The sequence below is a fragment of the Methylobacterium sp. GXF4 genome, from assembly GCF_000272495.1.
Classification (GTDB): domain Bacteria; phylum Pseudomonadota; class Alphaproteobacteria; order Rhizobiales; family Beijerinckiaceae; genus Methylobacterium; species Methylobacterium brachiatum.
Window position 1 is genome coordinate 85,997 of sequence record NZ_AKFK01000053.1, and the last position, 24,120, is coordinate 110,116.

General features: G+C 68.8%; 25 protein-coding genes. 12 read left to right on the forward strand and 13 right to left on the reverse strand.

Annotation, left to right across the window (positions count from 1 at the left end):
- Positions 1–359 precede the first annotated feature (359 nt).
- Entirely contained in the window at positions 360–908 is a 549-nt protein-coding gene (locus WYO_RS10625) for a hypothetical protein (protein WP_039902693.1), read from the forward strand.
- A gap of 277 nt (positions 909–1,185) precedes the next feature.
- On the opposite strand, the gene WYO_RS10630 is transcribed toward WYO_RS10625, so the two are convergent.
- Positions 1,186–3,051, reverse strand: a complete 1,866-nt coding sequence (locus tag WYO_RS10630; protein ID WP_007562135.1) for an ABC-F family ATP-binding cassette domain-containing protein — start codon at positions 3,049–3,051, stop codon at positions 1,186–1,188.
- 320 nt (positions 3,052–3,371) lie between these two features.
- On the opposite strand from WYO_RS10630, the gene WYO_RS10635 reads away from it, so the two are divergent.
- The gene (locus WYO_RS10635; RefSeq protein WP_007562136.1) at positions 3,372–4,439 is read left to right on the forward strand and encodes an HD domain-containing phosphohydrolase; all 1,068 of its coding nucleotides are present in this window, start codon (positions 3,372–3,374) and stop codon (positions 4,437–4,439) included.
- A gap of 10 nt (positions 4,440–4,449) precedes the next feature.
- Here the strand turns inward: WYO_RS10635 and WYO_RS10640 are convergent, their stop codons facing one another.
- Complete coding sequence (locus tag WYO_RS10640; protein ID WP_007562138.1) at positions 4,450–5,361, reverse strand: UDP-3-O-acyl-N-acetylglucosamine deacetylase; 912 nt, start codon at positions 5,359–5,361, stop codon at positions 4,450–4,452.
- 246 nt (positions 5,362–5,607) lie between these two features.
- Here WYO_RS10640 and WYO_RS10645 point away from each other — a divergent pair, with 246 nt between their 5' ends.
- The 5 genes from WYO_RS10645 to WYO_RS29850 all read left to right on the forward strand — a co-directional run bounded on the left by WYO_RS10645 (position 5,608) and on the right by WYO_RS29850 (position 9,443).
- Positions 5,608–6,294, forward strand: coding sequence for a Crp/Fnr family transcriptional regulator (locus tag WYO_RS10645; RefSeq protein ID WP_007562140.1), 687 nt, complete (start codon positions 5,608–5,610; stop codon positions 6,292–6,294).
- A gap of 4 nt (positions 6,295–6,298) precedes the next feature.
- The gene (locus WYO_RS10650; protein ID WP_007562141.1) at positions 6,299–7,348 is read left to right on the forward strand and encodes an ABC transporter ATP-binding protein; all 1,050 of its coding nucleotides are present in this window, start codon (positions 6,299–6,301) and stop codon (positions 7,346–7,348) included.
- A 52-nt stretch (positions 7,349–7,400) separates the two neighbouring features.
- Positions 7,401–8,315: an ABC transporter permease subunit gene (locus WYO_RS10655; RefSeq protein ID WP_007562142.1), complete on the forward strand. Its 915-nt coding sequence runs from the start codon at positions 7,401–7,403 to the stop codon at positions 8,313–8,315.
- Positions 8,312–9,085 (forward strand): ABC transporter permease subunit, encoded by a 774-nt coding sequence (locus tag WYO_RS10660; protein ID WP_007562143.1) that lies wholly within the window; start codon positions 8,312–8,314, stop codon positions 9,083–9,085. The genes WYO_RS10655 and WYO_RS10660 overlap by 4 nt, the downstream gene beginning before the upstream one ends.
- 133 nt (positions 9,086–9,218) lie before the next feature.
- A complete protein-coding gene (locus WYO_RS29850) occupies positions 9,219–9,443 on the forward strand; it encodes a hypothetical protein (protein WP_007562145.1) in 225 nt (74 codons plus the stop codon).
- A gap of 32 nt (positions 9,444–9,475) precedes the next feature.
- Here the strand turns inward: WYO_RS29850 and ureG are convergent, their stop codons facing one another.
- The 9 genes from ureG to WYO_RS10705 all read right to left on the reverse strand — a co-directional run bounded on the left by ureG (position 9,476) and on the right by WYO_RS10705 (position 16,034).
- Positions 9,476–10,093, reverse strand: coding sequence for an urease accessory protein UreG (ureG, locus tag WYO_RS10665; RefSeq protein WP_007562146.1), 618 nt, complete (start codon positions 10,091–10,093; stop codon positions 9,476–9,478).
- Between the two features lie 9 nt (positions 10,094–10,102).
- Positions 10,103–10,813, reverse strand: a complete 711-nt coding sequence (locus WYO_RS10670) for an urease accessory UreF family protein (RefSeq protein WP_039902696.1) — start codon at positions 10,811–10,813, stop codon at positions 10,103–10,105.
- A complete protein-coding gene (locus WYO_RS10675; RefSeq protein ID WP_039902697.1) occupies positions 10,779–11,267 on the reverse strand; it encodes an urease accessory protein UreE in 489 nt (162 codons plus the stop codon). The genes WYO_RS10670 and WYO_RS10675 overlap by 35 nt, the downstream gene beginning before the upstream one ends.
- Positions 11,268–11,271: 4 nt before the next feature.
- Positions 11,272–11,757, reverse strand: coding sequence for a DUF29 domain-containing protein (locus WYO_RS10680; RefSeq protein ID WP_007562152.1), 486 nt, complete (start codon positions 11,755–11,757; stop codon positions 11,272–11,274).
- A 33-nt stretch (positions 11,758–11,790) separates the two neighbouring features.
- Entirely contained in the window at positions 11,791–13,518 is a 1,728-nt protein-coding gene (gene ureC, locus WYO_RS10685; protein WP_007562153.1) for an urease subunit alpha, read from the reverse strand.
- A 5-nt stretch (positions 13,519–13,523) separates the two neighbouring features.
- Positions 13,524–13,940, reverse strand: a complete 417-nt coding sequence (locus WYO_RS10690) for a type II toxin-antitoxin system VapC family toxin (protein WP_007562156.1) — start codon at positions 13,938–13,940, stop codon at positions 13,524–13,526.
- Complete coding sequence (locus WYO_RS29325; RefSeq protein ID WP_007562158.1) at positions 13,937–14,233, reverse strand: AbrB/MazE/SpoVT family DNA-binding domain-containing protein; 297 nt, start codon at positions 14,231–14,233, stop codon at positions 13,937–13,939. The genes WYO_RS10690 and WYO_RS29325 overlap by 4 nt, the downstream gene beginning before the upstream one ends.
- 91 nt (positions 14,234–14,324) lie before the next feature.
- Positions 14,325–14,945 carry an urease subunit gamma gene (locus tag WYO_RS10700; RefSeq protein WP_007562160.1) on the reverse strand — a complete coding sequence of 207 codons (621 nt, stop codon included), beginning with the start codon at positions 14,943–14,945 and terminating at the stop codon, positions 14,325–14,327.
- A gap of 75 nt (positions 14,946–15,020) precedes the next feature.
- The gene (locus tag WYO_RS10705) at positions 15,021–16,034 is read right to left on the reverse strand and encodes a LysR family transcriptional regulator (RefSeq protein ID WP_007562163.1); all 1,014 of its coding nucleotides are present in this window, start codon (positions 16,032–16,034) and stop codon (positions 15,021–15,023) included.
- 95 nt (positions 16,035–16,129) lie between these two features.
- Between WYO_RS10705 and WYO_RS32465 the strand changes: the two genes are divergently transcribed.
- From WYO_RS32465 to WYO_RS10720, 3 genes are read left to right on the forward strand one after another with little or no spacing between them, the layout of a single operon-like run.
- On the forward strand, positions 16,130–17,374 hold the full coding sequence (locus WYO_RS32465) for a GNAT family N-acetyltransferase (RefSeq protein WP_007562165.1): 1,245 nt from the start codon (positions 16,130–16,132) through the stop codon (positions 17,372–17,374).
- Complete coding sequence (locus WYO_RS28985) at positions 17,371–17,982, forward strand: cysteine hydrolase (protein WP_007562167.1); 612 nt, start codon at positions 17,371–17,373, stop codon at positions 17,980–17,982. The genes WYO_RS32465 and WYO_RS28985 overlap by 4 nt, the downstream gene beginning before the upstream one ends.
- Positions 17,979–18,197: a hypothetical protein gene (locus tag WYO_RS10720; RefSeq protein ID WP_007562169.1), complete on the forward strand. Its 219-nt coding sequence runs from the start codon at positions 17,979–17,981 to the stop codon at positions 18,195–18,197. The genes WYO_RS28985 and WYO_RS10720 overlap by 4 nt, the downstream gene beginning before the upstream one ends.
- 15 nt (positions 18,198–18,212) lie before the next feature.
- Here the strand turns inward: WYO_RS10720 and WYO_RS31520 are convergent, their stop codons facing one another.
- Both WYO_RS31520 and WYO_RS10725 read right to left on the reverse strand, forming a co-directional pair.
- Entirely contained in the window at positions 18,213–18,386 is a 174-nt protein-coding gene (locus WYO_RS31520) for a hypothetical protein (RefSeq protein ID WP_007562171.1), read from the reverse strand.
- Positions 18,387–19,031: 645 nt separating this feature from the next.
- On the reverse strand, positions 19,032–19,253 hold the full coding sequence (locus tag WYO_RS10725; protein WP_007562173.1) for a hypothetical protein: 222 nt from the start codon (positions 19,251–19,253) through the stop codon (positions 19,032–19,034).
- A 359-nt stretch (positions 19,254–19,612) separates the two neighbouring features.
- Here WYO_RS10725 and WYO_RS10730 point away from each other — a divergent pair, with 359 nt between their 5' ends.
- Together WYO_RS10730 and WYO_RS10735 are read left to right on the forward strand one after the other, a co-directional pair.
- Positions 19,613–20,812 (forward strand): efflux RND transporter periplasmic adaptor subunit, encoded by a 1,200-nt coding sequence (locus tag WYO_RS10730; protein WP_007562176.1) that lies wholly within the window; start codon positions 19,613–19,615, stop codon positions 20,810–20,812.
- Between the two features lie 49 nt (positions 20,813–20,861).
- Entirely contained in the window at positions 20,862–24,020 is a 3,159-nt protein-coding gene (locus tag WYO_RS10735) for an efflux RND transporter permease subunit (RefSeq protein ID WP_007562179.1), read from the forward strand.
- The last annotated feature ends 100 nt before the right edge of the window (positions 24,021–24,120 follow it).

The window sequence follows — 24,120 nt, forward strand, 5'->3', positions numbered from 1 at the left end:
ATGTGTTGACGTGTGCGCAGTATTTCAGATGTCGAACTGGAGCGCTGCCAGCCGATGTGGCTGGCAGCGTGGCAAGCTTATCCAAAGCTCTGAATGAGTCGTGCTCGAAGGCCGGGAGGAAGATAACGCCACGCCGTCAGTCTGTGGATTCGGAATGTCGTAGCGATGATTGCCGGAAGCGGCATCGGACGAAGACCAGATGGACGGGTGGAATTCGTCGAGGTTCGAACTGATGTGGAATGGCGTGGAGCCAATCGAGCGGAGTGCGTAAGATGTTCGCTGTGAGTCCTGTAGCGCCGTCCCCTGTGGCTGTAGTTACGGCGCAACAGGTTGATACGCCGGAGCGGGTCGCTGCGGTGATGGCCAGTGCGCTCCCCGCGCCCGCTGCGCTAGATCCCCGGTCGACCCACGCCCTCTCGACGCAGACGGCGGATGCCGTCCTGTCCCTCATCCAGACGAGTGCGCCCGCCCCGGAGATGATGGCGCCGTTCCCGCACTGGGGGGAACCCGCGCAGGTCGGGAGCGGCCCAGCTCCTCTGCCGCCCGCGCTCGCCGGCGATTCAGGCGCGGTTGTCAGTGCGGACGAGGCGGTCGCTGCGAGTTCGCAGGGGCAGGGCGGTGGGGCGAATGCGGCGGGTCCGTCGGACCCGAACGCCGCAGCTCTCGAGACCAAGGCGATCCGCCGCGTCGAAGAGGCGGCGAAGTGGGATGCGTATCTCTACAGCATCGCCCATGCCGACAGCCGCCTGATGAGCGCGATCAGCTTCTATCTAATGTGCAACAACACGCATTATCAGGACTTCAAGTCCGCGCATCCGAGTGTGGACATTCACTGGATCAACGTCGACAACAAGAAAATCGTTTCGGTTTGGCCCAAGATAACGGATCAGTGGTTCGCGCCGCGGTAAGACCCGCTGTCGGCGCGGGTCGGTCCTGGTGCGAGCGGCGTCGGTGGGATGAGGCGATGGCCTGCGGAGCTTGATCCGTGAGCGGTTACTGGCCGGGTTACCCGGCGCCAACCGCCATGGGCGCCCGCGACCTGCTTCGCCGCGCTTGAGATCGCGGATCTTTGCCATGCACGCGGGCGCCTGTTCCCGGATGCACGGCGCGGCCTTGGCCCTGACGGTTCTGAGATCAGTGCGGGAGCGGACGTGCCGGCGCGCGCCCGCGAAGCGCGCCTCCAGGTTAAGCCGCCTCGATCTCGGCGCTCACATTCAGCCATTCCTCCTCGGCGGCGGCCAGCGCGCTGGCGGCGTCCGCACGCATCTTGGCGATCTCGCCGGCTTTGGCGGCGTTCTCCCGGAAGGCCGTGCCGTCTTCCAACGCCGCGTCAATCTTCTGGATCGCCGCGGTGAGCTTGGCCATCCGCGCCTCGATCGCCTCCAGGCGCTTGCGCAGCGGTGCGAGGGCCGCCCGGCGTTCGACCCCGGCGCGGCGCGCCTCGGCTTTCTGGCCGCCCACGGGTTCGGCGTCCCGTTCGTCCTCGCGCTCGGGGCCGGACAGGACGAACCGTCGGTAATCGTCCATGTCGCCGTCGAAGGTCTTCACGGTGCCGTCGGCCACCAGCCAGAGCCGGTCCGCGCAGGCCTCGACCAGGAAGCGGTCGTGGCTCACCAGGATGACGGCGCCCTCGTAATCGTTGATCGCCTCCACCAGGGCCTGGCGGCTCTCGATGTCGAGGTGGTTGGTCGGTTCGTCGAGGATCAGCAGGTGCGGGCCGTGGAAGGCCGCAAGACCCATGAGCAGCCGCGCCTTCTCACCACCCGAGAGCTTCTCCACCGGCGTGTCGGCCTTGTTGGCGCCGAACCCGAGCCGGGCGGTGGCGGAGCGCACCTTCGCCTCGGGCACGTCCGGCATCAGGGTGCGGACATGCGCGTAGGCGCTCTCGGCGGGCCGCAATTCGTCGAGCTGGTGCTGGGCGAAATACGCCACCTCCATCTTGGAGGACCGCCGGACCTCGCCGGCGATCGGACCGAGGCGGCCGCCGATCAGCTTGCAGAAGGTCGACTTGCCGTTGCCGTTCGCGCCGAGCAGCGCCACCCGGTCGTCGGGCGCCAAGCTGAGGTCGAGCCCGGTCAGCACGACCCGGTCGCCGTAGCCGGCCTTGACCCGCTCCATCGAGACGATCGGCGGCGACAGCGGCTTTTCCGGGCTCGGCAGGTGGATCACCGGCACGTCGTCCTCGATCAGCGCCGCGATCGGCTCCATCTTGGCCAGTCGCTTCACGCGCGACTGGGCCTGACGGGCCTTGGTCGCCTTCGCCTTGAACCGGTCGATGAAGCTCTGGAGATGCGCCCGCTCGACATCCTGCTTCACCTTGGCCTTGGCGAGCAGCATGCGCTTCTCGGAGAGCTGCTTGGCGAAGCTGGTATAGCCGCCGCGGTAGATCGTGAGCTTGCCGCGGTCGAGATGCAGGATGTGGTCGACGCTGGTGTCGAGCAGGTCGCGGTCGTGGCTGATGATGATCGCGGTGCGCGGGTAGCGCTCGAGATAGTCGTAGAGCCAGAGCGTCCCCTCGATGTCGAGGTAGTTGGTCGGCTCGTCGAGGAGCAGCAGGTCGGGCTCGGAGAACAGCACGGCGGCGAGTGCCACGCGCATCCGCCAGCCGCCGGAGAAGTCCGAGCAGGGCCGGGCCTGCGCGGCCGCGTCGAAGCCCAGACCGTGCAGGATCGCGGCGGCGCGCGCCGGCGCCGAATGCGCGCCGATATCGACGAGCCGGGTCTCGATTTCGGCGCGCCGCAGGCCGTCGGCATGCTCGGCCTCCGCCATCAGCCGGGACCGCTCGGTATCGGCCGCGAGGACCACGGCATGCAGGGTTTCCGGGCCGGCCGGCGCTTCCTGGGCGACCGCGCCGATCCGCATGCCCTTGGGCAGGGAAACGGATTTCGCGTCGACCGGCAGGTCGCCGAGGATCGCCTTGAACAACGTGGTCTTGCCGGCCCCGTTGCGCCCGACGAGGCCCACCCGCGCACCCTCGGGAATCGAGAAATTCGCGGAATCGAGGATCAGGCGATCGCCGATGCGGTAGGTGAGGTCATGGACGCGCAGCATGGCGGCGTTCTGGCGGTCCAGGCGCGGGGAGGCAAGCGCCGTGTCGGGCCCGTCATCCCGGCACCCGTTCGGCAATCGGCCCAGGGCCGGTGTCTTTATTACCGCGCTAAAATGCCGATGCACCGACAGTCGCTTTAACGGAATCGCATCACTCCGGGTCGATTGTTCGGCTTGTCTCTGACGCCTGTGCGGCGGACACTGGTCGTGCCGCGCGATGACGGGCTCCGGAAAATTCGACGTTCGCAGGTGCCGGGCATCGCAGCCAAGGCTGGTTCGCCGGTTGGTACGTCCCTCGGAGGACGTGTGATGGGAGAGGCGTTTTGGGTCGGACCGTGATCCTGACCGACGATCTGAGCCGCGGCGAGCGCCTGGTGCGCAATCTCGGGGGCGGTCCGAGCCTCGTCCTCCACGATCTCTACGGCGATGCCGAGCCGCCTGGGGACGTCGAACTGGTGATCAGCGACGTCGGCGCGCTGACCTCCGACGCCATGCTCCGTCTGCGCCGGACGCTGGCCGTCACGCGCAAGAGCGCGACGCCGTTCCTCGCGCTGATCCACGGCAATCTGGGCCGCGGCGAGATCCAGGCGACCGCCCTCGGGGCCACGCGCGTGATGCCGGCGGCGACGGCGACCGCGATGCTCGCCAAGGCGATCGCCGCGTTGAGCACGCCGCTCCGCGAACCCGACGAATCCGTCGACCTGCGGCGCTGCGCCGACGAGGCCCGGTCCGCCTTCGCGGCGATCTTTCGTGCCGACGCGGCGCCCCCGCCCGAGATCGTCGATGCCGGCACCACCATCGTCAACCGGGCGATCCGCGAATCGAAGGTCCGCGACTGGCTGAACGTCGTTGCGGGCTTCGACGACGTGACGCATCGGCATTGTTTGGCGGTCGCCGGCTTGGCCGCGGCCTTCGCCCGGAGCCTCGGCCTCAACGACGCCGACGCCCATCACCTCACCAAGGGCGCGCTCCTGCACGACATCGGCAAGGCGCGGATCCCGCTCGCGATCCTGAACAAGCCGGCACCGCTCACCCCCGCGGAGCGCGTGGAGATGGACCGACATCCGGCGATCGGCCACGCCATGCTGCTCGACGGCGGCTACGAGGCCGGAACCCTCGCGGTCGTGCGCTCGCACCACGAATATCTCGACGGGTCCGGCTATCCGGACGGTCTGCGGGGCGCCGAGATCCCGGACCTCGTCCGGCTGATCACGATCTGCGATATCTTCGCGGCGCTGATCGAGGCCCGCCCCTACAAGGCGCCGAAGCCGATCCGCGAGGCCTACGCGATCCTCGAGAAGATGGGCCCCAAGCTCGATGCCGATCTCGTCCGCGCGTTCCGGCAGGTCGCCGTCGCGTGCGAGCAGCCGAACCCTCGCGTCCCGGCCTGAACCGGCGCCGTCAGACCAGCTCCCAGGCGCTGCGCTCGCGCATCAGCGCCCCGACCAGCGCGTGATTCAGCTCGTGCCCGGTGTGGAAGGCGGACACGCGGCCTTCGACCGGATACCCCGCCAGCAGCAGGTCGCCGACCAGGTCGAGGATCCGGTGACGGACCGGCTCTTCCGGAACGCGCATCCCGCCGAGCACGCGCCCGCGCCAGAGGAGCGCCGCCGAGCGCGGCGAGACCCCCTGCAGGAAGTCGCGTCCCGTGGCGCAGCCGTAGGCGCGACCGGCCATGGCCCGGACATACCGGCCGAAGCTGCGCGAGGGCGCGATCTCCCGCGCGAAGCTCTCGGGCGTGATCGCGCCGGACCAGTCGAGCGAGCCGAAATGGGCGAGCGAGACATGCCCGGTGACGTGCAGGCCCGTGCCCGGCTCGATCTGGAGCCGGCGCCGCCCGTCCTCGACCGCCACCATGCGGCGCATCCGCAGCACCCGACAGGGGGCGGGTTGCTCGACGCGGCCAACCCCTCGGATCGCGTCGCACCAGGGGATCGCGCTGCCGTCGAAGATCGGCAGCTCGTCGGCGTCGATCTCGGCCAGCACGTTGTCGACCTTCAGCGCGTGCAGGGACGCCATCAGGTGCTCGATCGTGCGGACCAGCGCCCCCTCGCGCTGGATCGCGGCGGAGAGCGGTTGCGAGACCCGATAGGGCCAGAGGGCCGGCACGTCGATCGTTTGCCCAGTCTTCAGGCGGCGGCGGAAGACGATGCCGTGGCCGGCCGGCGCCGGGCAGACCCGAACGGTGGCATAGCGGCCCGAGTGCAGGCTGTGGCCCGAGCGCTCGAACGCATCGGCCAATGTCGCCTGGCACCGGCCGATCGGCGTGACCGTGCCGAAGTTCAAACCTGCGATGGTGAAATCTTGGTGCATCGGGAATCGTCGGGCGCCGCAGCGCGGGAAATTATCCCTCTTCACCGATCCACGCTAATAAACTCCTGTTCAGCCAAGCGCGGCTTGACCGGCCCGCGCGTGACCGTCACGATCAAATCCGCCTCATCGATCGAGCGCGGCCGGATCGGTGCGCTGCTCCGAGATGCGGGTGACTCCCGTCCCCAGAGTTGCTGGTCGGCCCCCGTCAGGGCAGGGACGGAGGCCGGGGCCGAAGGGACAGGATCGATGGCGCGGTTGGGGACGATACCCTTCTTCAAGGATCCGGGCATTGAGCTCGGTCCGTTCGAGACCCGCTGCCATTGGCGCCGCTTCGACGAGAACGAGGTGCTGGTCGACTTCGACGACATCTCCACGGACGTCTACTTCATCGCGTCGGGCGAAGTGCGCATCCTCAACCGGACCCAGTCCGGCAAGGAGGTGATCCTCGGCGAGATGCGCGGCGGGGCGTTCTTCGGCGAGCTCGCCGCCATCGACGGGATCGGCCGTTCGGCCAACGTCACGGCCCTGACCCGCGGCGAGGTCTGCGTGGTCCCGGCCGCGGTGTTCCGGCAGATGGTGTTCGCCTCCGAGGCGATCGCCGACCGGCTGTTCCGGCTGCTCGCCAAGCGCGTGCGCGAACTCAACACCCGGCTGATGGAGCACGCGCTGCTCGACCTGAAGCATCGGCTCTACGCCGAATTGCTGCGCCTCTCGGTGCCGCGGTCGGGCACGTCCGGCGAGCGGGTCGTGTCGCCGCCGCCCTATCACCACGTCCTGGCCGCCCGGATCGGCTGCCGCCGCGAGCAGGTCACCCGCGAATTCACCGCCATGGCGGCTGAGGGGCTGGTCGACCGCACCCGTGGGGCCCTGGTCCTGCGCCGGCCCGACCTGCTCGAGGCCCGCGTGGCCGAGGCGCTGCGCGAGGATTCCTGACGTCTTGCCGGACGCACCCGCGCTGCGCCTGGACAACCTCACCAAACGCTTTGGCACCCATGTCGCCGTCGATGCGGTGACGCTCGCGCTGAAGCCTGGGGAGTTCTTCTGCTTGCTCGGGCCGTCCGGCTGCGGGAAGAGCACGCTGCTGCGCATGATCGCCGGCTTCGAGGCGCCGAGCTCGGGCCATGTCCGCCTCGGTGAGCAGGACCTCACCACCCTGCCGCCCCATCGGCGGCCGGTGAACATGATGTTCCAGTCCTACGCCCTGTTTCCGCATATGAGCGTGGCCGGGAATGTCGGCTACGGCCTGAAGGGTCTGGGCCAGGCCGCCGCATCCGTTCGGGTGACCGAGCTTCTCCGCCTCGTCCAGCTCGACGGCTTCGGGGATCGTCGGCCCGACACGCTTTCGGGCGGGCAGCGCCAGCGGGTGGCGCTCGCCCGGGCGCTCGCCCGCGAGCCGAAGCTGCTCCTGCTGGACGAGCCCCTCGGCGCCCTCGACCGCGGCCTGCGCGAGGAGACCCAGGCCGAGTTGCGCGCCGTCCAGCGCCGCCTCGGTACCGCCTTCGTGGTCGTGACCCACGACCCCGAGGAGGCGATGATGCTGGCCGACCGCATCGGCGTGATGGAGGGCGGCCGCCTCGCGCAGGTCGGGACGCCCGCCGACCTGTACCGCCGCCCGGCCAGCCGGTTCGTGGCGGGCCTCCTCGGCGACGTGAACCTCATTGCCGGCCGCCTCGGTTCGGCCGAGGCCGGCGACACCCGCGCGGTGCAGACCGCGCACGGGATCGTCCGCGGTTCCGCGACGGGGCTGCCGGAGGGCACCGCGGTCGTCGTCGCGGTGCGCCCGGACGACATCGTCCTCGGCACCGAAGGCCTTCCGGTCACGATCGCCGATACCGTGTTCCTCGGGGACCGTTTGCGTCGGACCCTGCGCCTGCCCGACGGCACCGTGCTGCGGTCGAGCGGACGACCGGGTGACGCGCAGGATCCCGCGGGCTCGGACATCCGCCTCGGCTTCGCCCCCGCCGACGCCGTGATCCTGCCGGCATGACGCGGCCGGCACGCACGGATCGCGGCACGGCCGGCTTCGAAAGGCTGCGGCCATGAGGGCAGGGGCGCCGGGGCGCCTGTTCGACCGGCTCGTGCGCCTGCCGCCGCTGCTCTGGCTGGCGGCCTTCTTCCTGCTGCCCTTCGCGATCACCCTGAAGATCAGCCTGTCGGAGCCGGCGACCGCAATCCCGCCCTACCTGCCGGTGCTCGATTGGCAGGGCGGCCTCGAGGGCTGGTCGGCCTTTCTCGAGGCGCTGAACTTCGACAACTACGCGACATTGGCCTCCGACGCGCTCTACCGCGACGCGGCTCTCGGCTCGCTCGCCTACGCGGCGGCCGCCAGCCTGATCCTGGTGGCCCTCGGTACGCCACTCGCCTACGCGCTGGCCCGGGCCCCGGCCCGCTGGCAGCCGCTCCTCGTCGCCCTCGTGGTCGTCCCGTTCTGGACGAGCTTCCTGATCCGGGTCTACGCCTGGATCGCGATCCTCAAGCCGGAGGGCCTGCTGAACCTCGTCCTGCTCCGGTCGGGCGTGATCGCGAAGCCGCTGATCCTCCTGAACACCGACGCGGCGGTGATCGTCGGGCTGGTCTACGCCTACCTGCCCTTCATGGTCCTGCCGCTCTACGCGGTGATGAACCGTCTCGACCCGGCGCTGCGCGAGGCCGCGGCGGATCTCGGCGCCTCGCCGACCCGGGTGTTCTGGACCGTCACCCTGCCGCTCAGCCTGCCCGGCATCGCGGCCGGCGCCGGCCTCTGCTTCATCCCGATGGTCGGCGAGTTCGTGATCCCGGATCTGCTCGGCGGCTCCGAGACCCTGATGCTTGGCCGCGTGCTGTGGAGCGAGTTCTTCTCGAACCGCGACTGGCCGCTCGCTTCCGCGGTGGCGGTGCTGATCCTCGCCCTCATCATCGGCCCGGTGGTGCTGTTCCGCGACAGCCTGCGTGCCGGCGAGGAGGGCAGCCCGTGACCTGGGTGACCCGTGCCGCCCTGATGCTCGGGCTCGGCTTCCTCTACGCGCCGATCCTGGTGCTGATCGCCTACTCGTTCAACGCCTCGGCACTCGTCACCGTCTGGGGCGGCTTCTCCACCAGATGGTACGGCGCGCTCCTGGCCGACGCGCCGTTGATGGCGGCGGCCTGGGTCTCCCTGCAGGTGGCGCTGCTCGCGAGCACGATCGCCACGATTCTCGGCACGCTCGCGGCGCTCGCCCTGGAGCGCCACGGACGTTTCCGCGGACGATCACTGTTCACCGGTCTGATCTTCGGGCCGATGGTGATGCCCGAGGTGATGATCGGCCTGTCGCTCCTGCTGATGTTCATCGGCATCGGCGTCGATCGGGGCATCGGCACCCTCGTGATCGCGCACGCGACCTTCTGCACCGGCTTCGTCGCCGTGGTCGTGGCGGCGCGTTTGCGCGGGCTCGACCGCGGCCTCGAAGAGGCGGCCGCCGATCTCGGCGCGGGGCCGATGCGGGTCTTCCTGACGATCACGCTGCCGCTGCTGGCGCCCGCCGTGCTGGCCGGGGCGCTCCTGGCCTTCACCCTGTCGTTGGACGACCTCGTCATCGCGAGCTTCGTCTCGGGGCCGGGCTCGACCACCCTGCCGATGCGGCTCTACGGCCAGGTTCGGCTCGGGGTGAATCCGGAGATCAACGCCGCCTCGACGCTGCTCGTGGTGCTGGTCAGCATCTTCGTGCTGCTGGCCTCGTGGCTCACGGCCCGGCGTTCCCGCGCCTGAGCGCCGTTCATCCGGCCGGCGTCGTGATCCCGCACACGCGACGTGCGCTCGCGCACGCAGTCACGCTCCCGGTGATCATACCCTCGTGAGGAACCCGCTGCCCAGCGCAGCGACGTCGTGAGGGAGTCTCGTCATGATTCGTGCTCTGACATTGCTATCCCTGGCCGCTTTCCTCAGCGCATCTGCGGCGGAGGCCCGCTCGGCCCGAATCCACGCCAAACCGCAACCCAACCCCGCCATCAAGGCACGCGAATCGGTGCTGCGAGATTTCGACGCCCGGATGAGCCGCCTCGATGCGCTGATGGGCCTATCGCCGAAAGCGTCCCCGCGGTCGCGCTCCGCCGAAGCCGGGCGCTGAGGCCGTTCTGATCGAGGAGCGGACGGTGGGAGTCAGCGGCCCAGGCCCCCGGCTTCCTCGATGAAGCGGGCGACGGCATCGGCGCCGTCGCCGCCCCGGAGGGACGCGAACACGTAGGGCCGCGTGCCGCGCATCCGCTGCGTATCGGCCTCCATGACCGAGAGGTCGGCGCCGACCAAGGGTGCCAGATCGGTCTTGTTGACGATCAGCAGGTCCGACCGCGTGATACCGGGGCCGCCCTTGCGGGGGATCTTCTCGCCGCCGGCCACGTCGATGACGTAGAGCGTGATATCGGCGAGTTCCGGCGAGAAGGTCGCCGCGAGATTGTCCCCGCCGGATTCGATCAGCACGAGGTCGAGCTTCGGGAAGCGCCGGCTCATCTCGGCCACTGCGGTGAGGTTGATCGAGGCATCCTCGCGGATCGCCGTGTGCGGGCAGCCGCCGGTCTCGACGCCGAGGATGCGCTCCTCCGGCAGGGCACCGGCCACCGTCAGGATCCGGGCGTCCTCCTTCGTGTAGATGTCGTTGGTGATCGCGCAGATCTCGTAGCGGTCACGGAAGCGCTTGCAGAGCTGCTCCATGAGGGCCGTCTTGCCGGAGCCGACGGGGCCGCCGATGCCGACGCGGAGCGGGCCGTTCGAGGAGGTCATGCTTCAGCCTCAGGATCGGAAGATGCGGGAATATTGCGTCTCGTGTCGGAACGAGCCGAGATCGAGGCGGAAGGTGGCCGAGCCGATCGCGTCGAGATCGGCCGCGCCGGCCGCCTCGGCCAGCCGCGTCAGCCGGGGGATCAGGGCGGCGATCACCCGCGTGCCGGCGGCCTGTCCCACGGGCGCCGCCCGCAACGCCGCCGAGACGAGGTTCTGGACGAAGGCGAGGCCGTAGGCGGCGAGCAGGGGCGACAATGCCATCCCGTGCGCGCCCGCGGCCGCACCGACCGCCACGGGATACGCGACCGGTCCTGACAGCTGAGCGGCCAATGCCGTCAGGGCGTCGCAGGGCCAGGCGCCGAGCGTCGCGTCGAGGAAGCTGCGCCCCTGCTGACTGGTCTCGAGATGCAGTTCGCGCGACGGCGCCAGGGCCAGGGCGAGATCGTTGATCGCGATGATCCGCGCCGGTTCGGCGGACGACACTGCTCGCTGCGCGTGGGCGGCCAGGATCAGGTCGTTGCGCAGGGCGCCATGGGCGCAGACATCGGCGAGCCAGGCGGCGAGGCTCGCCTCGTCGCGAACGTCCCCGGTTTCGGCCGCCCATTCCAATCCGTGCGAATAGGCATAGGCGCCCACCGGATAGCCCGGCGACAGCCATGCCATCAGCCGCAACGCCTCAAGGCTCTCACCCATCGGCGTGGTGGTGATGGTGCCCGCCATGCGGGTGATCATGACCGTGACCGCCGGAATAGGCCCCGCCCTCCGGCCGGAACGGGCGCTCCACCGGCTCCGCGGTGCCGCCCAGCCCCCGGACCATGTCGGCGAGCACATGGTCGTCCGCGATCCAGACCGCCTCCGCGCCGATCTCGGCCGGGATGTGCCGGTTGCCGATATGCCAGATCAGCCGTTTGAGGGCGTGGTCGCTCACGGCGCGAATCTCCAGCAGCCGCTCGGGCGCCGCCTCGACCCAGATCAGCCGGCCATCCTCCAGAACCAGGGCGTCGCCGTCGTCCAGCACGGCCGCCTCCGGCAGATCCAGCAGGAAGCCCAAGCCCCCGGCGCCGCGCAGGGCGATGCGGCGGCGATGGCGCTCGCCGGACTCCAGCACGACCCGGTCGACGATCTCGCCGCCGGACAGGCGCTCGCGGCGCAGGATGCGGGTGGCGCGGATCATGACGTCAGGATTGGTCAATGAGATCGGGCTCCTTCGGCAGGAAGCCATCGGACAGCGCGTTTTCCAGCGTGAACGGAGGGTGTTCGGGGAAGAGGGTGAAATCGATCCCCGTCTGCTCCGAGGCTTTGCGGCGGCCGGACAGGTAACACATTGCGAAGACGTCGCTGAGATAGCGGCGCAGGCTCGGGCTGGCGTCCAGAAGCTCTGCGAGGCCGGCGCGCTGCTCGGCGATCGTTCCTTTCCAGCTGCTCGATCGGAACCCGGGCTGATACTTCCACTTGAGCAGGTGGGTGATCAGAACGGTCAGGCGGTTGCGGATCTCGCGCTTGTCGCTGGCGCCCACGCTCGCAACCTCGTCGATCAGATGGTCCAGGTCGAGCTCGTCGAAACGGCGGGCGCGCAGCAGATCGGCCTGAGCCTGGGTCCAGAGGAAGAAATCGGTCTCGTAGAGATCGTCCTTCGGGGGTGGTTTCAACGCGGCCTTCGCCATGCCCGGCCTCCTGTCCGTCCGCGCCAGGATAGCTCAGAACAGGAAATAGCGCTGCGCCATCGGCAGCACCTCGGCGGGTTCGCAGACCAGGAGTTCGCCGTCGGCCCGGACGTCGTAGGTCTCGGGATCGACCTCGATCACCGGGGTGGCGTCGTTCAGAACCATGTCCTTCTTCGAGATGCCGCCGCGGACATTCTCCACCGCCACCAGCTGCTTCTGCACCCCGAGCCGCTCCCGCAACCCGTCCTCCACCGCCGCCCGGGACACGAAGGTCACGGCCGTGGCGTAGGGCACGCGCCCGTAGGCGCCGAACATCGGGCGGTAATGGACCGGCTGCGGCGTCGGGATGGAGGCGTTGGGGTCGCCCATCGGGGCGGCCGCGATGCTGCCGCCCTTCAGCACGAGATCGGGCTTCACGCCGAAGAAGGCCGGGGTCCAGAGCACGAGGTCGGCGAGCTTGCCGGGCTCCACCGAGCCGATATGCCGTGAGACGCCGTGCGCGATGGCCGGGTTGATCGTGTACTTGGCGACGTAGCGCCGGGCGCGCAGGTTATCGGTGCCGGAGGTGTCGCCCGCGAGCGCGCCGCGCTGGCGCTTCATCTTGTCGGCGGTCTGCCAGGTGCGGATCACGACCTCGCCGACCCGGCCCATGGCCTGGCTGTCCGACGACATCATCGAGAGCGCGCCGATATCGTGCAGGATGTCCTCGGCTGCGATGGTCTCGCGCCGGATCCGGCTCTCCGCGAAGGCGAGATCCTCGGGGATCGACGGGTCGAGGTGGTGGCAGACCATGAGCATGTCGAGATGCTCGTCGATCGTGTTCTTCGTGTAGGGCCGCGTCGGGTTCGTGGAGGACGGCAGGACGTTGGGCAGCCCGGCGACCTTGATGATGTCCGGCGCGTGGCCGCCGCCGGCCCCCTCGGTGTGGAAGGCGTGGATCGTTCGGCCCTTGAAGGCCGCGATCGTGTCCTCGACGAAGCCCGACTCGTTGAGCGTGTCGGTGTGGATCATGACTTGGATGTCGTGGGCATCTGCCACCGACAGGCAGGTGTCGATCGCCGCCGGCGTCGTGCCCCAATCCTCGTGAAGCTTGAGCGCGCAGGCTCCGGCCCGGACCATCTCGATGAGGCTCTCCGGCCGCGAGGCGTTGCCCTTGCCGGCGAATGCCAGGTTCATCGGGAAGCTGTCGGCCGCCTCGATCATCCGGGCGATGTGCCAGGGGCCGGGGGTGCAGGTGGTGGCGAAGGTGCCGTGCGCCGGCCCGGTGCCGCCGCCCAGCATCGTGGTGACGCCCGAGCACAGGGCCTCCTCGATCTGCTGCGGGCAGATGAAGTGGATGTGGCTGTCGAACCCGCCGGCCGTGAGGATCTTGCCCTCGCCGGCGATCACCTCGGTGCCGGGGCCGACCACGATGTCGACACCGGGCTGCACGTCGGGATTGCCGGCCTTGCCGAGCCTGAAGATCCGCCCGCGCACGATGCCGACATCGCATTTCACGATGCCCCAATGGTCGAGCACCACCGCGTTGGTGATCACCGTGTCGACGGCGCCGGCCGCGTTGGTGACCTGGCTCTGGCCCATCCCGTCGCGGATGACCTTGCCGCCGCCGAACTTCACCTCCTCGCCATAGGTGGTGAAGTCGCGCTCGACCGTGATCTCGAGGCACGTATCCGCGAGGCGGATCCGGTCGCCGGTGGTCGGGCCGAACATGTCGGCATAGGCGGCGCGAGGAAGGGCGGCGGGCTTGGGCAAGTTGGCCATGACGGTCAGGGCTCCCGGCGCAATTGGGTAAAAGCGTCCGCGGGTTCGGCTTTCCGGTCGAAGGTCAGCGTGGTCTTGCAGCCGGCCGAACGGTTGATGGCGCGAATCAAGTGATCGGCGAAGTCACCGCGGCCGCCGGCCCAGGCCGACAAGGCTACCTCGGCCGCTTCGCGATGATCGACAAAGACATTCGATTCGTTGAGCAAGCGACGGATCACCGAGACAAGGGCGGGCTTCTTCTGGCGCAAGGGCCGCGCCAGAATCCAGACGGTTTCCGCGAGCACCACCGCGTTGACGAAGAATTGGGCGTCGCGCCGGCTCAGGGCCTCCGTGGCGAGCACAGTCTGCTCCGGCGTGTCGTCCGGCCAAACCGTTTCATCCACGAGCCAGCGCAGCAGGACGTTCGTGTCCAGCCCGATCACGCCTCGTCATCCTCGGGCGCGTCGTCCGTGCGATTCCAGCGGGCACTGCGGCTCGTTGCGATCCAATCCGAAATGCGCGCCCCGTCGACCGGTTCGATCGGATCGCAATCCTGGCGGCCGACGATGCCGCGCAATGCGGCCAGCGCGTCGGTCCGCGCCTCGACGAGAAAGCGCCCCTCCGCATCCTGCGTGAAGACCAGCTTGTCGCCTGTCTTCACGCCGAGGGCTTTGCGAAGCGCGGCCGGCACCGTCACCTGACCCTTCGACGTGATCTTGGCTTCCGCCGCTTTCATGTCCGCCTCCTTACTACATCGCTTATGAGTAAGGAGGTGTCCGAAGCGTCCGCAAGCCTGAACCAACGGGGCGCGTCGCTGCGAAACGGGGTCAAAGCTTGCCCATCACGTCGCCCCGGAACCCGTACACCGTGCGCCCGCCCGAGAGCGGCACGAGCACGACCTCCCGGGTCGAGCCCGGCTCGAACCGCACCGCCGTGCCGGGCGCGATGTCGAGGCGCCGGCCGCGCGCCTTCTCGCGCTCGAAGACGAGACCCGGATTCACCTCGAAGAAGTGGTAATGGGAGCCGACCTGGATCGGCCGATCGCCCGTATTGGCGACCTCGATCACCGTCCGGTCCGCACCGGCATTGAACACGATCTCGCCGGGCACGGTGGTGACCGTGCCGGGCACGTCCGCGGATGCCGCTCCCCGGATCGGGTGATGCACGGTCACGAGCTTGGTCCCGTCCGGGAACGTCGCCTCCACCTGGATGTCGGGGATCATCTCGGCGATGCCGGGTATCACCTGGTCGGCCGTGAGCACGTTGGCTCCCGCCTGCATCAGCTCGGCGACGCTGCGCCCGTCGCGGGCCCCCTCGACCACGAAATCGGTGATCAGCGCGATCGCCTCGGGATGGTTGAGCTTGACCCCGCGCGCCAGCCGGTTGCGCGCCACCTGCGCCGCCATGGCGATCAGCAGCTTGTCCTTCTCGCGGGGCGTCAGCAGCACGGGATACCTCGTCGTCGCGGCGACGGGAGCAAGGATCATGCTCGGCGCGGGGTCAAGACGGATCCGTAGTGCCCTCTACCGTTCCATTCCGGCGAACCCCGCGAACATCTCCGGCACGGTCGAGCCCTTCAGCTTGGCTGGAAGGTCGCGGGGATGGATGAAGTCGTCCCGGAACCAAGGATATCGTCCGGGATCGAAGCTGGCGCGGATCCAGTCGATCGACCGCCGGACTCGCTCGATCCGCTCGGCATCGGGGTGATAAGTCAGCCAGATGTCGAGCCCGACCTGGACGAGGCCGTCGATCGGGACGACGCGGGCGCCGATCGCGCTCGCGTAGGTCGGGAGCCAGCCGATACCGGCGCCGTTGGCCACCGCCCAGTAATGGGCGCTGCTGACGTTGGTCTTGAGCGTCACATAGCCGGATTGCGGGAGCCCGGGCGTGTGGCGGGCATATTCGGCCATGCTGACCGTCTGACTGGAGACTTGGAGGACCAGCCGATGACGGATCGCGTCCTCGACGCCGCCAGGCATCCCGTAGATGTCGAGATAGCTGCGTGCTGCGAAGGCCATCACATGCAGACGCCCAAGCTTCACCAGCTTGAGATCCGGATTGACCGGCCGCACGAGCTGGACCGCCACATCAGCTTCCAGGCGGGCGACATCCGCCGGGTCCATGGTGCAGCGTAAATCCACGACGAGGCGCGGATTCGAGCGCTGGAACTCGACGAGCCGCGGGGCCAGCCAGAATGTCCCAAGACCTTCGGTGACCGCGATGCGCACCTCGCCGTCCGGTGTCGCCGAAGCCGCGTCCCGCGCGCGCAGGACCGAGTAGGCCGCACTCTCCATCGTTCGTGTCGCCGACAGGATCTTCTCGCCTTCCGCAGTCAGGCGGATACCGTCGGTGTGGCGGGTCAGCAGCGTCACGCCGAGTTGAGCCTCGAGGTCATCGATGCGGCGACGAAGCGTGTTGATCGACAGGCCGACCGTCGCGGCAGCGGCGCGAAAGCTGCCCCGCCGCTCGAGCTCCAGGAACAGCCGCAGATCCTGCCAATCGGGCATGCCGGCAGCCACAACGGCGTCGTGTTCCATCCGTGGACCTCCCATACTTCAATTTTTGCACAGACGCGGGAAGTTCACCATGCGAAGCCGGTGCTCGTTACCAATCACCCGCGAAAGCCGACGCGATGACCGTCCACGTTTCGCCGCCCGATTACGCGCGGCATCCTCATGCGGCCGCATCAGAGGCACGCCACGACATCATCGATTTGAGGGCTGCCCGCCTCGCCCGGCATCTCGTGCTGTTTACCCCGACGCCGGCCGATCTCGAACGTCTGTTGGAGGAGACACGGAGCGTTCTGCCCGGTCTGGCCGACATCGCCGTGGTGCGTCGGGTGATGACCATCAATCCCGATACTGTCTTCGCGATCGCCAAACGCGGAGATTACGACGCGCAATACCCGCGCGGCGAGGGCCTTACGGCAGTCCTACCTTTGAACGACGCCGGGATGACGGCCCTCCTTTCGGGCGAGTTCGACCCGACAAATCCGGCGTCCCATTTCATCGCCCGGCAGCATGAGCGCCCGGCCGGAATCTATCTGTGGGTGATCCACGCCCGGCGCCGGCTCGCAGCCGCCGTCGCCCTCATGCTGCAGCGGATCTCGACGCCGCTGTGCCGCGACGTCGACCTCTATGCGCGCGCGGCGACACCGGAGGGGGCCGATTATCTGGAAGGGATCGGCTTCACCAAAGGTGCCGCGTGGCGGGGGCTGCGCGCCCCGAGTCTGCATATGTTCGTCCGGTCCGAGGCGGCCGAACGCCTGCCCCCCTACGACAGCCATCGCCCCGGGCTCACCGGGGTCAGCGTCGCCGTGGCGCGCAGCTTCGAGGATCTCTCCCGCGTCATCGCCCTACGGGCCGCGGTGTACATGGCCGAGCAGGCCTGCCCGTACGAAGAGGAGTTCGACGGCAATGATCTCTCGGCCACCCACCTGATCGGCTATGTCGGCGACGAGCCGGCGGGGTGCCTGCGGATCCGCTTCTTCGCGGATTTCGCCAAGATCGAGCGGCTGGCGGTGCGGGCCGAGTACCGCAACACCCGCATGGCCTTCGCGCTGGTCCGGGCCGGGATCGAGCTGGCCCGGGTCAAGGGCTATCGCCGCCTCTACGGGCACGCGCAGAAGCGCCTCGTCGGGTTCTGGAGCCGGTTCGGGTTCCGGGTGTTCGAGGGCGCGCAGGAACTCGTGTTCTCGGATTTCGACTATGTCGAGATGCTGATGGAGGCGGAGCCGCATCCGGAGGCGATCGGCATCGGCATCGACCCCTATGTGATCATCCGACCCGAGGGCCGGTGGCACAAGGCCGGTGCGCTGGACCGGTCGCGCGGTCGCGCCGTCACCCGGCCCTCCGTCGATCAACAGGCGGCGCGATGACCCGGCACGTGAACCCGGCGCTCTACCGCCGGCCGAGCAGCGTCCCGGTTCTGGTGCTGGTCGACATGCAGCAGGAATACGAGATCGTCGGACGGCCTCTGGCCCTCGCGGGCATTGCGCCCGCTCTCGCCAAGTGCCGGCTCGCCCTGGATCACGCCCGGGAGAGCGGCATTCCGGTGGCCTATGTGCGCTGGATCGGGGCGCCGCTGTTCCAGCCCGGAACGCGCTTCGCGCGCTGGATCGAGGGGTTCGAGCCGCATGGCTGCGACATGATCTTCGATCGGGACCGGCCGTCCTGCTACGCCAGCCCCGCCTTCGCGGACGCGATGGAGCGCGGCGGCGCGCAATTGGTCATCGCGGGCTTTGCCGGCGAGGCCGCCTGCCTTGCCACCGCAATCGACGGCTTCCACCGGGGCCAGGAGGTGACGTTCCTGTCCGACGCCTCCGCGAGCCACGATCTCGAAGGCATCGCGGCCGACGACATCCATCGCTCGGTGAGCGCGGTCATGCGCGTCTTCGCGGATGTCATGGATACGCAATCCTGGATCACGGCGTCCGCGCCGTTCAAGCCCATGCCCGTTCCGTCGAGACCCGCGGCACGCCAATGACCAATCCCGGCCCGCACGAACGTCAGACGCACCGGAGCACCCGCGTCGATGACACGATCGACCGCAGGCTCGGCCAGCACGCCGTCGGGTTGCTTCAGGCGGCCCGGGATAGCGGCGATCCGAGCCTGATCGCCCAGGCCGAGGCCATGGCGATGGCGGTCGGATTCGCCCTCGCGTCCCGTCTCCCGGCCTTCGACCTGACCGGGAAGCCCTGAACCCGTCGCAGGCTGTCAGGCCGTCTCGTCGTCCCCGGCGATGAGGCGCATGGCCCGCAGGCGGGCCGTGCGCTCGTCACGCGCCCGGAGATCGGCCTGGATGGCCGCCCAGAGCGTTGCCGCCTCCGCGCTGTCCGGAAACGCGGCCGCTGTGTCGGTTTCGGTATGGGTCTGATCGAAGGCGTCCATGTCGTGCCGTCCCGCGCCTTGAGCTGCGGTCCGGTATCAGCACATCCGTTCGGCAGTCCAGCCTCAAATACAGGCATGTCCTGTACAACCGGCCGGCTTCGTCACGCCGGATCAGATGTTCGCTGCGTGATGCGACCGACCGATGCTTGTTCCCGGACTGAGCGATGCGCTGACCGCGCGCCGAAGTCTGATCTCCGGGGCGATTGCAGAAGGCAATGCGGTGCACGGGTGCCGTCTCTCGAAGCGTCGAACGGGAGCGCAGCAGAACACCTATGGCCGTGCTCGCCGCCGTGCTCAGCTTTGGCCGCCTAGTTCAAGGTAGGCTGGTCCTGCGCCGGGATGAGATTGTCAGGGGCGGATCGCAGTGCGTTCATCCGGCAAAAGCCGGTCTGAAAGATGATACAAAGTCATATCGACTTACATTCCCGGAAAATTGAGTGTCGAGCGAGCATATCTACGCCGCCGACATTGGTATTTTCTGGGTTGGACATGGCGATTGTCCGGTGTTGCCAGCGGATCGTTTGCCCTTAAGCGGTCACCGCTCTCAACGGCCATGTCACGAACTGCAGAAACATAGCGGACACGGAGACGTGGCACCTGTCCGAACGGCTCGGCGGCGCATTCGCGCGGGGGGCCGGGCCGCCCTCAAACCTTCGTCAGCGTGGCGATGATGGATTCGACGACGTCGATCTGGTGTTGCACCGCGACCAGCCGCGGTCCCGCGGCGGCGCCATCGCCGAGCACGAAGGTGCCCTTCTGCCGGCGCGTGTCGCGCAGCTTCCGCACCGACGCCACGATCGTCTGCCGCTCTTCGAGAAGGGCCGCTCGCAGCTCGTTCAAGCCGTCCAGTTCCACAGTCTCGGCCATGCGGGGTCCCGGTGTTCTGGTTTCGCCTCGCCGCGCTTCGCCACGCGCCGTCACACCGGCTTGTGGCCCATGTGCGAAGCCTTTGCCACGGGCACGATCGGTGGCCGGCGGGACCGTTTGCCGGGCGCCCGCGGCGTTCACCGGAGGCGCTGCCTTGATGTTGCCGCGTCGATTGTATGCTAGGGAATGCAATATCCGTCGACGGGGCTCCGCGATGCGCCCGGGTGGAAGCGTGCGGAGCGCTTCGCGCCCTGATCGCGCAAGGGCCAGTTAGGCATGCCGGGCGAGGATGACAGCCAGCGCGACGCGGCTCGATCGGACGAGACGGGCGCGTTCCACGGCGGAGGGGGCCGCGGTCGATGAAGGGTGAGCAGAAGCCGCGGCGGTCCCGCGGGTTGGTGACGACGATCGTGGTCCTCGCCCTGCTGGGCGGCGGCGCCTACGGCTACGTGCGCACGACCCAGCGGCCGGCGGCCAAGGCGAAGGTGGCCGCGGCGGCGCCCGTGCCGGTGACCCTCGGGACCGTCGATCAGGGCCCGTTCGCCTTGCTGCTGAACGGGCTCGGCACGGTCCAGGCCTACAACACGGTCCAGGTGCGGACCCGCGTCGACGGCGAGATCCAGCAGGTCGCGTTCCGCGAGGGGCAGAACGTCCGCAAGGGCGATGTTCTGGTCCAGATCGATCCGCGCCCCTACCAGGCGACCCTGGACCAGGCGAAGGCCAAGAAGGACCAGGACACCGCCAGCCTCAACAACGCCAAGGCGGATCTGGTGCGCTACACCGGTCTCGGCGCCTACGCGTCCCGCCAGCAGACCGAGACGCAGACGGCGCTGGTCGCCCAGCTGACCGCGCAGGTCGCCTCCGACCAGGCCTCCATCGACAACGCCACGACCCAGCTCGGCTACGCCACCGTCCGGGCGCCGATCGACGGCGTCACCGGCTTCCGGCAGGTCGATATCGGCAACATCGTCACCGCGGCCGGACAGTCGCCGATCGTGACGATCACGCAGGTGGAGCCGATCTTCGTGGTGTTCACCGCGCCGGAAGACCAGCTGCCCGCCATCGGCGCGGCCCTGCGGACCGGCGACGTGCCGGTCTCGGCCTGGACCACGGACGGGCTGACCAAGCTGGCCGACGGCAAGCTCGCCCTGTTCAACAACCAGGTCGATACCGCCACCGGCACGATCCGCCTGAAGGCGGTCTTCCAGAACCAGAACCACGCCTTGTGGCCCGGCCTGTCGGTCTCGACCAAGATGCGGGTCGGCACGGTCGCGGCGGCCACGACGGTGCCGGATGACGCCGTCCAGCACGGGCCGGACGGGCTGTTCGCCTTCGTGATCGACGAGTCCGGCCACGCGCATCAGCGGGCCCTGAAGGCCGGGCGCTCCGATTCCGGGCGGACGCAGGTGCTGGCGGGCGATCTCAAGCCGGGCGATCGGGTGATCACCGCTGGGCAGTACAAGGTCCAGGACGGCAGCCTCGTGGCCGACCCGCACGCCGCCCATACGGCGCAGGCCGAGACGGCGGCCCCGGGCCGGTCGGCCAGGGCCGAACCGTGATGGACATGCGCGTCGCCGGGGCCGCCGCGATGCCGCGTGAGGGGCTGCAATGAAGGCTGGCATCTCGGCGCCCTTCATCCGTTTCCCGGTGGCGACCACGCTGATCATGGTCGGCATCCTGTTCCTCGGGATGGTGGCCTATCCGCTGCTCGGCGTCGCGCCGCTGCCCCAGGTGGATTTCCCGACGATCCAGGTCACCGCGCAATTGCCCGGCGCCAGCCCGGAGACCATGGCCTCCTCGGTGGCCCAGCCCCTGGAGCGGCAATTCTCGCAGATCCCGGGCGTCGCCCAAATGACCTCGACCAGCTCGCTGGGGATCTCGACGGTCACGGTCCAGTTCGACCTCAACCGCAACATCGACGGCGCGGCCAGCGACATCCAGGCGGCGATCAACGCCGCGAGCGGCCAGCTTCCGAAGAACCTGCCGAGCCCACCGACCTACCGCAAGGTGAACCCGGCCGATTCGCCGATCCTGCTGCTCTCAGCCACCTCCGACAGCATGCCGCTGATCGAGGTCGACGACGCGGTGGACGTGCAGCTCGCCCAGCGGATCAGCCAGATCTCGGGCGTCGCGCAGGTGTTCATCGGCGGCCAGCAGAAGCCCGCGGTGCGGATTCAAGTCGATCCGGCCAAGCTGGTGGCCAAGGGCCTGTCGCTCGAGGATATCCGCGCGCCGCTGTCGCTCACCACGGTGAACAACCCGAAGGGCAGCATCGACGGGACGAGCCACAGCTACACGATCTACGCCAACGACCAGCTCACCACGGCGCAGAACTGGAACGACGTGATCGTCGCCTATCGCGACGGCGCCCCCTTGCGGGTGCGCGACATCGGCACCGCAATCGCCGGCCCGGAGGACACCAAGCAGGCGGGCTGGACCAACGGCCAGCGCGGCGTGTTCCTGGTGATCTTCAAGCAGCCCGGCGCCAACGTCATCGACACGGTGGACAGCATCAAGGCGCAGCTGCCGCGCCTGACCGCGACCCTGCCGGCCGGCATCAAGATCGGCATCTTGAGCGACCGCACCCAGACGATCCGCGCCTCCGTGGAGGACGTGCAGTTCACCCTGCTGATCACCATCGTGCTGGTGGTCGCGGTGATCTTCGTGTTCCTGCGCAGCTTCTGGGCGACCGTGATCCCGAGCGTGACCGTGCCGCTCGCTTTGCTCGGCGCCTGCGCGCTGATGTGGCTCGCCGGCTATACCCTCGACAACCTGTCCCTGATGGCGCTGACCATCTCTGTGGGCTTCGTGGTCGACGACGCCATCGTCGTGCTGGAGAATATCAGCCGCTACGTCGAGGAGGGGATGCGGCCCATGGAGGCCGCGTTCAAGGGCGCCGGCGAGATCGGCTTCACCATCGTGTCGATCTCGGTGTCGCTGATCGCCGTGCTGATCCCGCTGCTGCTGATGGGCGGCATCATCGGCCGCCTGTTCCGGGAATTCGCCGTCGTCCTGTCGATGACCATCGCGGTCTCGGCCTTCGTGGCGCTGACGCTCACGCCGATGATGGCGGCGCGCCTGCTCAAGCCCCACGGCACCGGCCATCGCGGCCGCCTGTACCGGGCGAGCGAGGCGGTGTTCGACGGGCTGCTGTCCTCCTACGCGAAGGGTCTCGACCTCGCCCTGCGCTTCCGCTTCATCACGCTGCTGACCTTCTTCGCGACGCTGGCGCTGACGATCCACCTGTTCATCGTCATCCCGAAGGGCTTCTTCCCGCAGCAGGACACCGGCTTCATGATCGGCGTCACCGAGGCGGGGCAGGACATCTCGTTCTCGGCGATGAAGACTCTTCAGGAGAAGGTCGGCGCCATCGTCCAGGCCGATCCGGACGTGGCGACGGTGGGCATGTCGCTCGGCGGCAACGGCCAGGCGCTGAATTCCGGGCGCATGTACATCACGCTCAAGCCCCGCGAGGAGCGCGAGGCCGACGCGTTCCAGATCATCGGCCGCCTGCGCCCGAAGCTGGAGCGGGTCGAGGGGATCCGCACCTACATCCAGGCGACGCAGGATGTGCGCACCGGCGGCCGGACCTCCCGGACGCAGTTCGAATACACCCTGCAGGATCCGGATCTCGCCGAGCTGAACGCCTGGGCGCCGCGCATCCTCGACACAATGAAGACCCTGCCGGAGCTGCGCGACGTCGCCACCGACCAGCAGAACCGCGGCACCACCCTGACGCTCGCGATCGACCGCGACGCCGCCTCCCGCTACGGCATCACGCCCCAGCTCATCGACGACACGCTGTATGACGCCTTCGGCCAGCGGCAGATCGCCCAGTACTTCACGCAGCTCAACAGCTACCACGTGATCCTGGAAGTGCTCCCGGCCCTGCAGGGTTCTGTCGAGAGCCTCGACAAGATCTACATCAAGGCCCCGATCGGCGGCGGGCAGGTGCCGCTCGCGGCCTTCGCGCGCTGGACCACCGACCCGGTGGCGGCGCTGGCGGTCAACCACCAGGGCCAGTTCCCGGCGGTGACGATCAGCTTCAACCTCGGCCCCAACGTCGCGCTGGGCCAGGCCACCGAGGCGATCGGCCGGGCGATGAAGGAGCTCGCGGTGCCGCCCACGGTGGTCACCGGCTTCCAGGGCACCGCGCAGGCGTTCCAGCAATCGCTCTCGACGGTGCCGCTGCTGATCCTGGCCGCGCTGTTCGTGGTCTACCTGATCCTCGGCATCCTCTACGAGAGCTTCATCCACCCGATCACGATCCTCTCGACCCTGCCCTCGGCCGGCGTCGGCGCCCTGGCGGTGCTGATGTGGGCGGGGTTCGATTTCAGCCTGATCGCGCTGATCGGCATCATCCTGCTGATCGGCATCGTAAAGAAGAACGGCATCATGCTGATCGACTTCGCCATCGTGGCCGAGCGCGAGGAGGGGCTCGACCCGGAGGCGGCGATCCGCAAGGCGGCCCTGCTCCGGTTCCGCCCGATCCTGATGACCACCATGGCGGCTCTGCTCGGCGGCATCCCGTTGATGCTCGCCACCGGTACCGGCTCCGAGATCCGGCAGCCGCTGGGCTACGCCATGGTCGGCGGGCTGGCGGTGAGCCAGATCCTGACCCTGTTCACGACGCCGGTGATCTACGTCTACCTCGACCGGCTGGCGCACCGCTTCTCCTTCCGGGACAAGCCGGAGGCGGTGGACGCGCTGCTGGCCGAGCCGGGTCCGGAAGCCCACGGACAGCAGACCTTGCGGGCCGCCGAGTAGGGGCGGTTCGACGCCGGATGTCAGCCGTACCCGCTTGGCGCGGCGCCCGGCCGACCCAGTTTCCCCGCTCCGGTCCCGCCCAGCGGGGCGTTCGGGATGC

What these genes read in the sequence shown, in the direction of transcription:
- WYO_RS10625 (WP_039902693.1), top strand. Translation starts at nt 360, where the DNA reads ATGGCCAGTGCGCTCCCCGCGCCCGCTGCGCTAGATCCCCGGTCGACC.
- WYO_RS10630 (WP_007562135.1), bottom strand. Translation starts at nt 3,051, where the DNA reads ATGCTGCGCGTCCATGACCTCACCTACCGCATCGGCGATCGCCTGATC.
- WYO_RS10640 (WP_007562138.1), bottom strand. Translation starts at nt 5,361, where the DNA reads ATGCACCAAGATTTCACCATCGCAGGTTTGAACTTCGGCACGGTCACG.
- WYO_RS10645 (WP_007562140.1), top strand. Translation starts at nt 5,608, where the DNA reads ATGGCGCGGTTGGGGACGATACCCTTCTTCAAGGATCCGGGCATTGAG.
- WYO_RS10655 (WP_007562142.1), top strand. Translation starts at nt 7,401, where the DNA reads ATGAGGGCAGGGGCGCCGGGGCGCCTGTTCGACCGGCTCGTGCGCCTG.
- WYO_RS29850 (WP_007562145.1), top strand. Translation starts at nt 9,219, where the DNA reads ATGATTCGTGCTCTGACATTGCTATCCCTGGCCGCTTTCCTCAGCGCA.
- ureG (WP_007562146.1), bottom strand. Translation starts at nt 10,093, where the DNA reads ATGACCTCCTCGAACGGCCCGCTCCGCGTCGGCATCGGCGGCCCCGTC.
- WYO_RS10670 (WP_039902696.1), bottom strand. Translation starts at nt 10,813, where the DNA reads ATGGCGGGCACCATCACCACCACGCCGATGGGTGAGAGCCTTGAGGCG.
- WYO_RS10675 (WP_039902697.1), bottom strand. Translation starts at nt 11,267, where the DNA reads ATGATCCGCGCCACCCGCATCCTGCGCCGCGAGCGCCTGTCCGGCGGC.
- WYO_RS10680 (WP_007562152.1), bottom strand. Translation starts at nt 11,757, where the DNA reads ATGGCGAAGGCCGCGTTGAAACCACCCCCGAAGGACGATCTCTACGAG.
- ureC (WP_007562153.1), bottom strand. Translation starts at nt 13,518, where the DNA reads ATGGCCAACTTGCCCAAGCCCGCCGCCCTTCCTCGCGCCGCCTATGCC.
- WYO_RS29325 (WP_007562158.1), bottom strand. Translation starts at nt 14,233, where the DNA reads ATGAAAGCGGCGGAAGCCAAGATCACGTCGAAGGGTCAGGTGACGGTG.
- WYO_RS10705 (WP_007562163.1), bottom strand. Translation starts at nt 16,034, where the DNA reads ATGGAACACGACGCCGTTGTGGCTGCCGGCATGCCCGATTGGCAGGAT.
- WYO_RS32465 (WP_007562165.1), top strand. Translation starts at nt 16,130, where the DNA reads ATGACCGTCCACGTTTCGCCGCCCGATTACGCGCGGCATCCTCATGCG.
- WYO_RS28985 (WP_007562167.1), top strand. Translation starts at nt 17,371, where the DNA reads ATGACCCGGCACGTGAACCCGGCGCTCTACCGCCGGCCGAGCAGCGTC.
- WYO_RS10720 (WP_007562169.1), top strand. Translation starts at nt 17,979, where the DNA reads ATGACCAATCCCGGCCCGCACGAACGTCAGACGCACCGGAGCACCCGC.
- WYO_RS31520 (WP_007562171.1), bottom strand. Translation starts at nt 18,386, where the DNA reads ATGGACGCCTTCGATCAGACCCATACCGAAACCGACACAGCGGCCGCG.
- WYO_RS10725 (WP_007562173.1), bottom strand. Translation starts at nt 19,253, where the DNA reads ATGGCCGAGACTGTGGAACTGGACGGCTTGAACGAGCTGCGAGCGGCC.
- WYO_RS10730 (WP_007562176.1), top strand. Translation starts at nt 19,613, where the DNA reads ATGAAGGGTGAGCAGAAGCCGCGGCGGTCCCGCGGGTTGGTGACGACG.
- WYO_RS10735 (WP_007562179.1), top strand. Translation starts at nt 20,862, where the DNA reads ATGAAGGCTGGCATCTCGGCGCCCTTCATCCGTTTCCCGGTGGCGACC.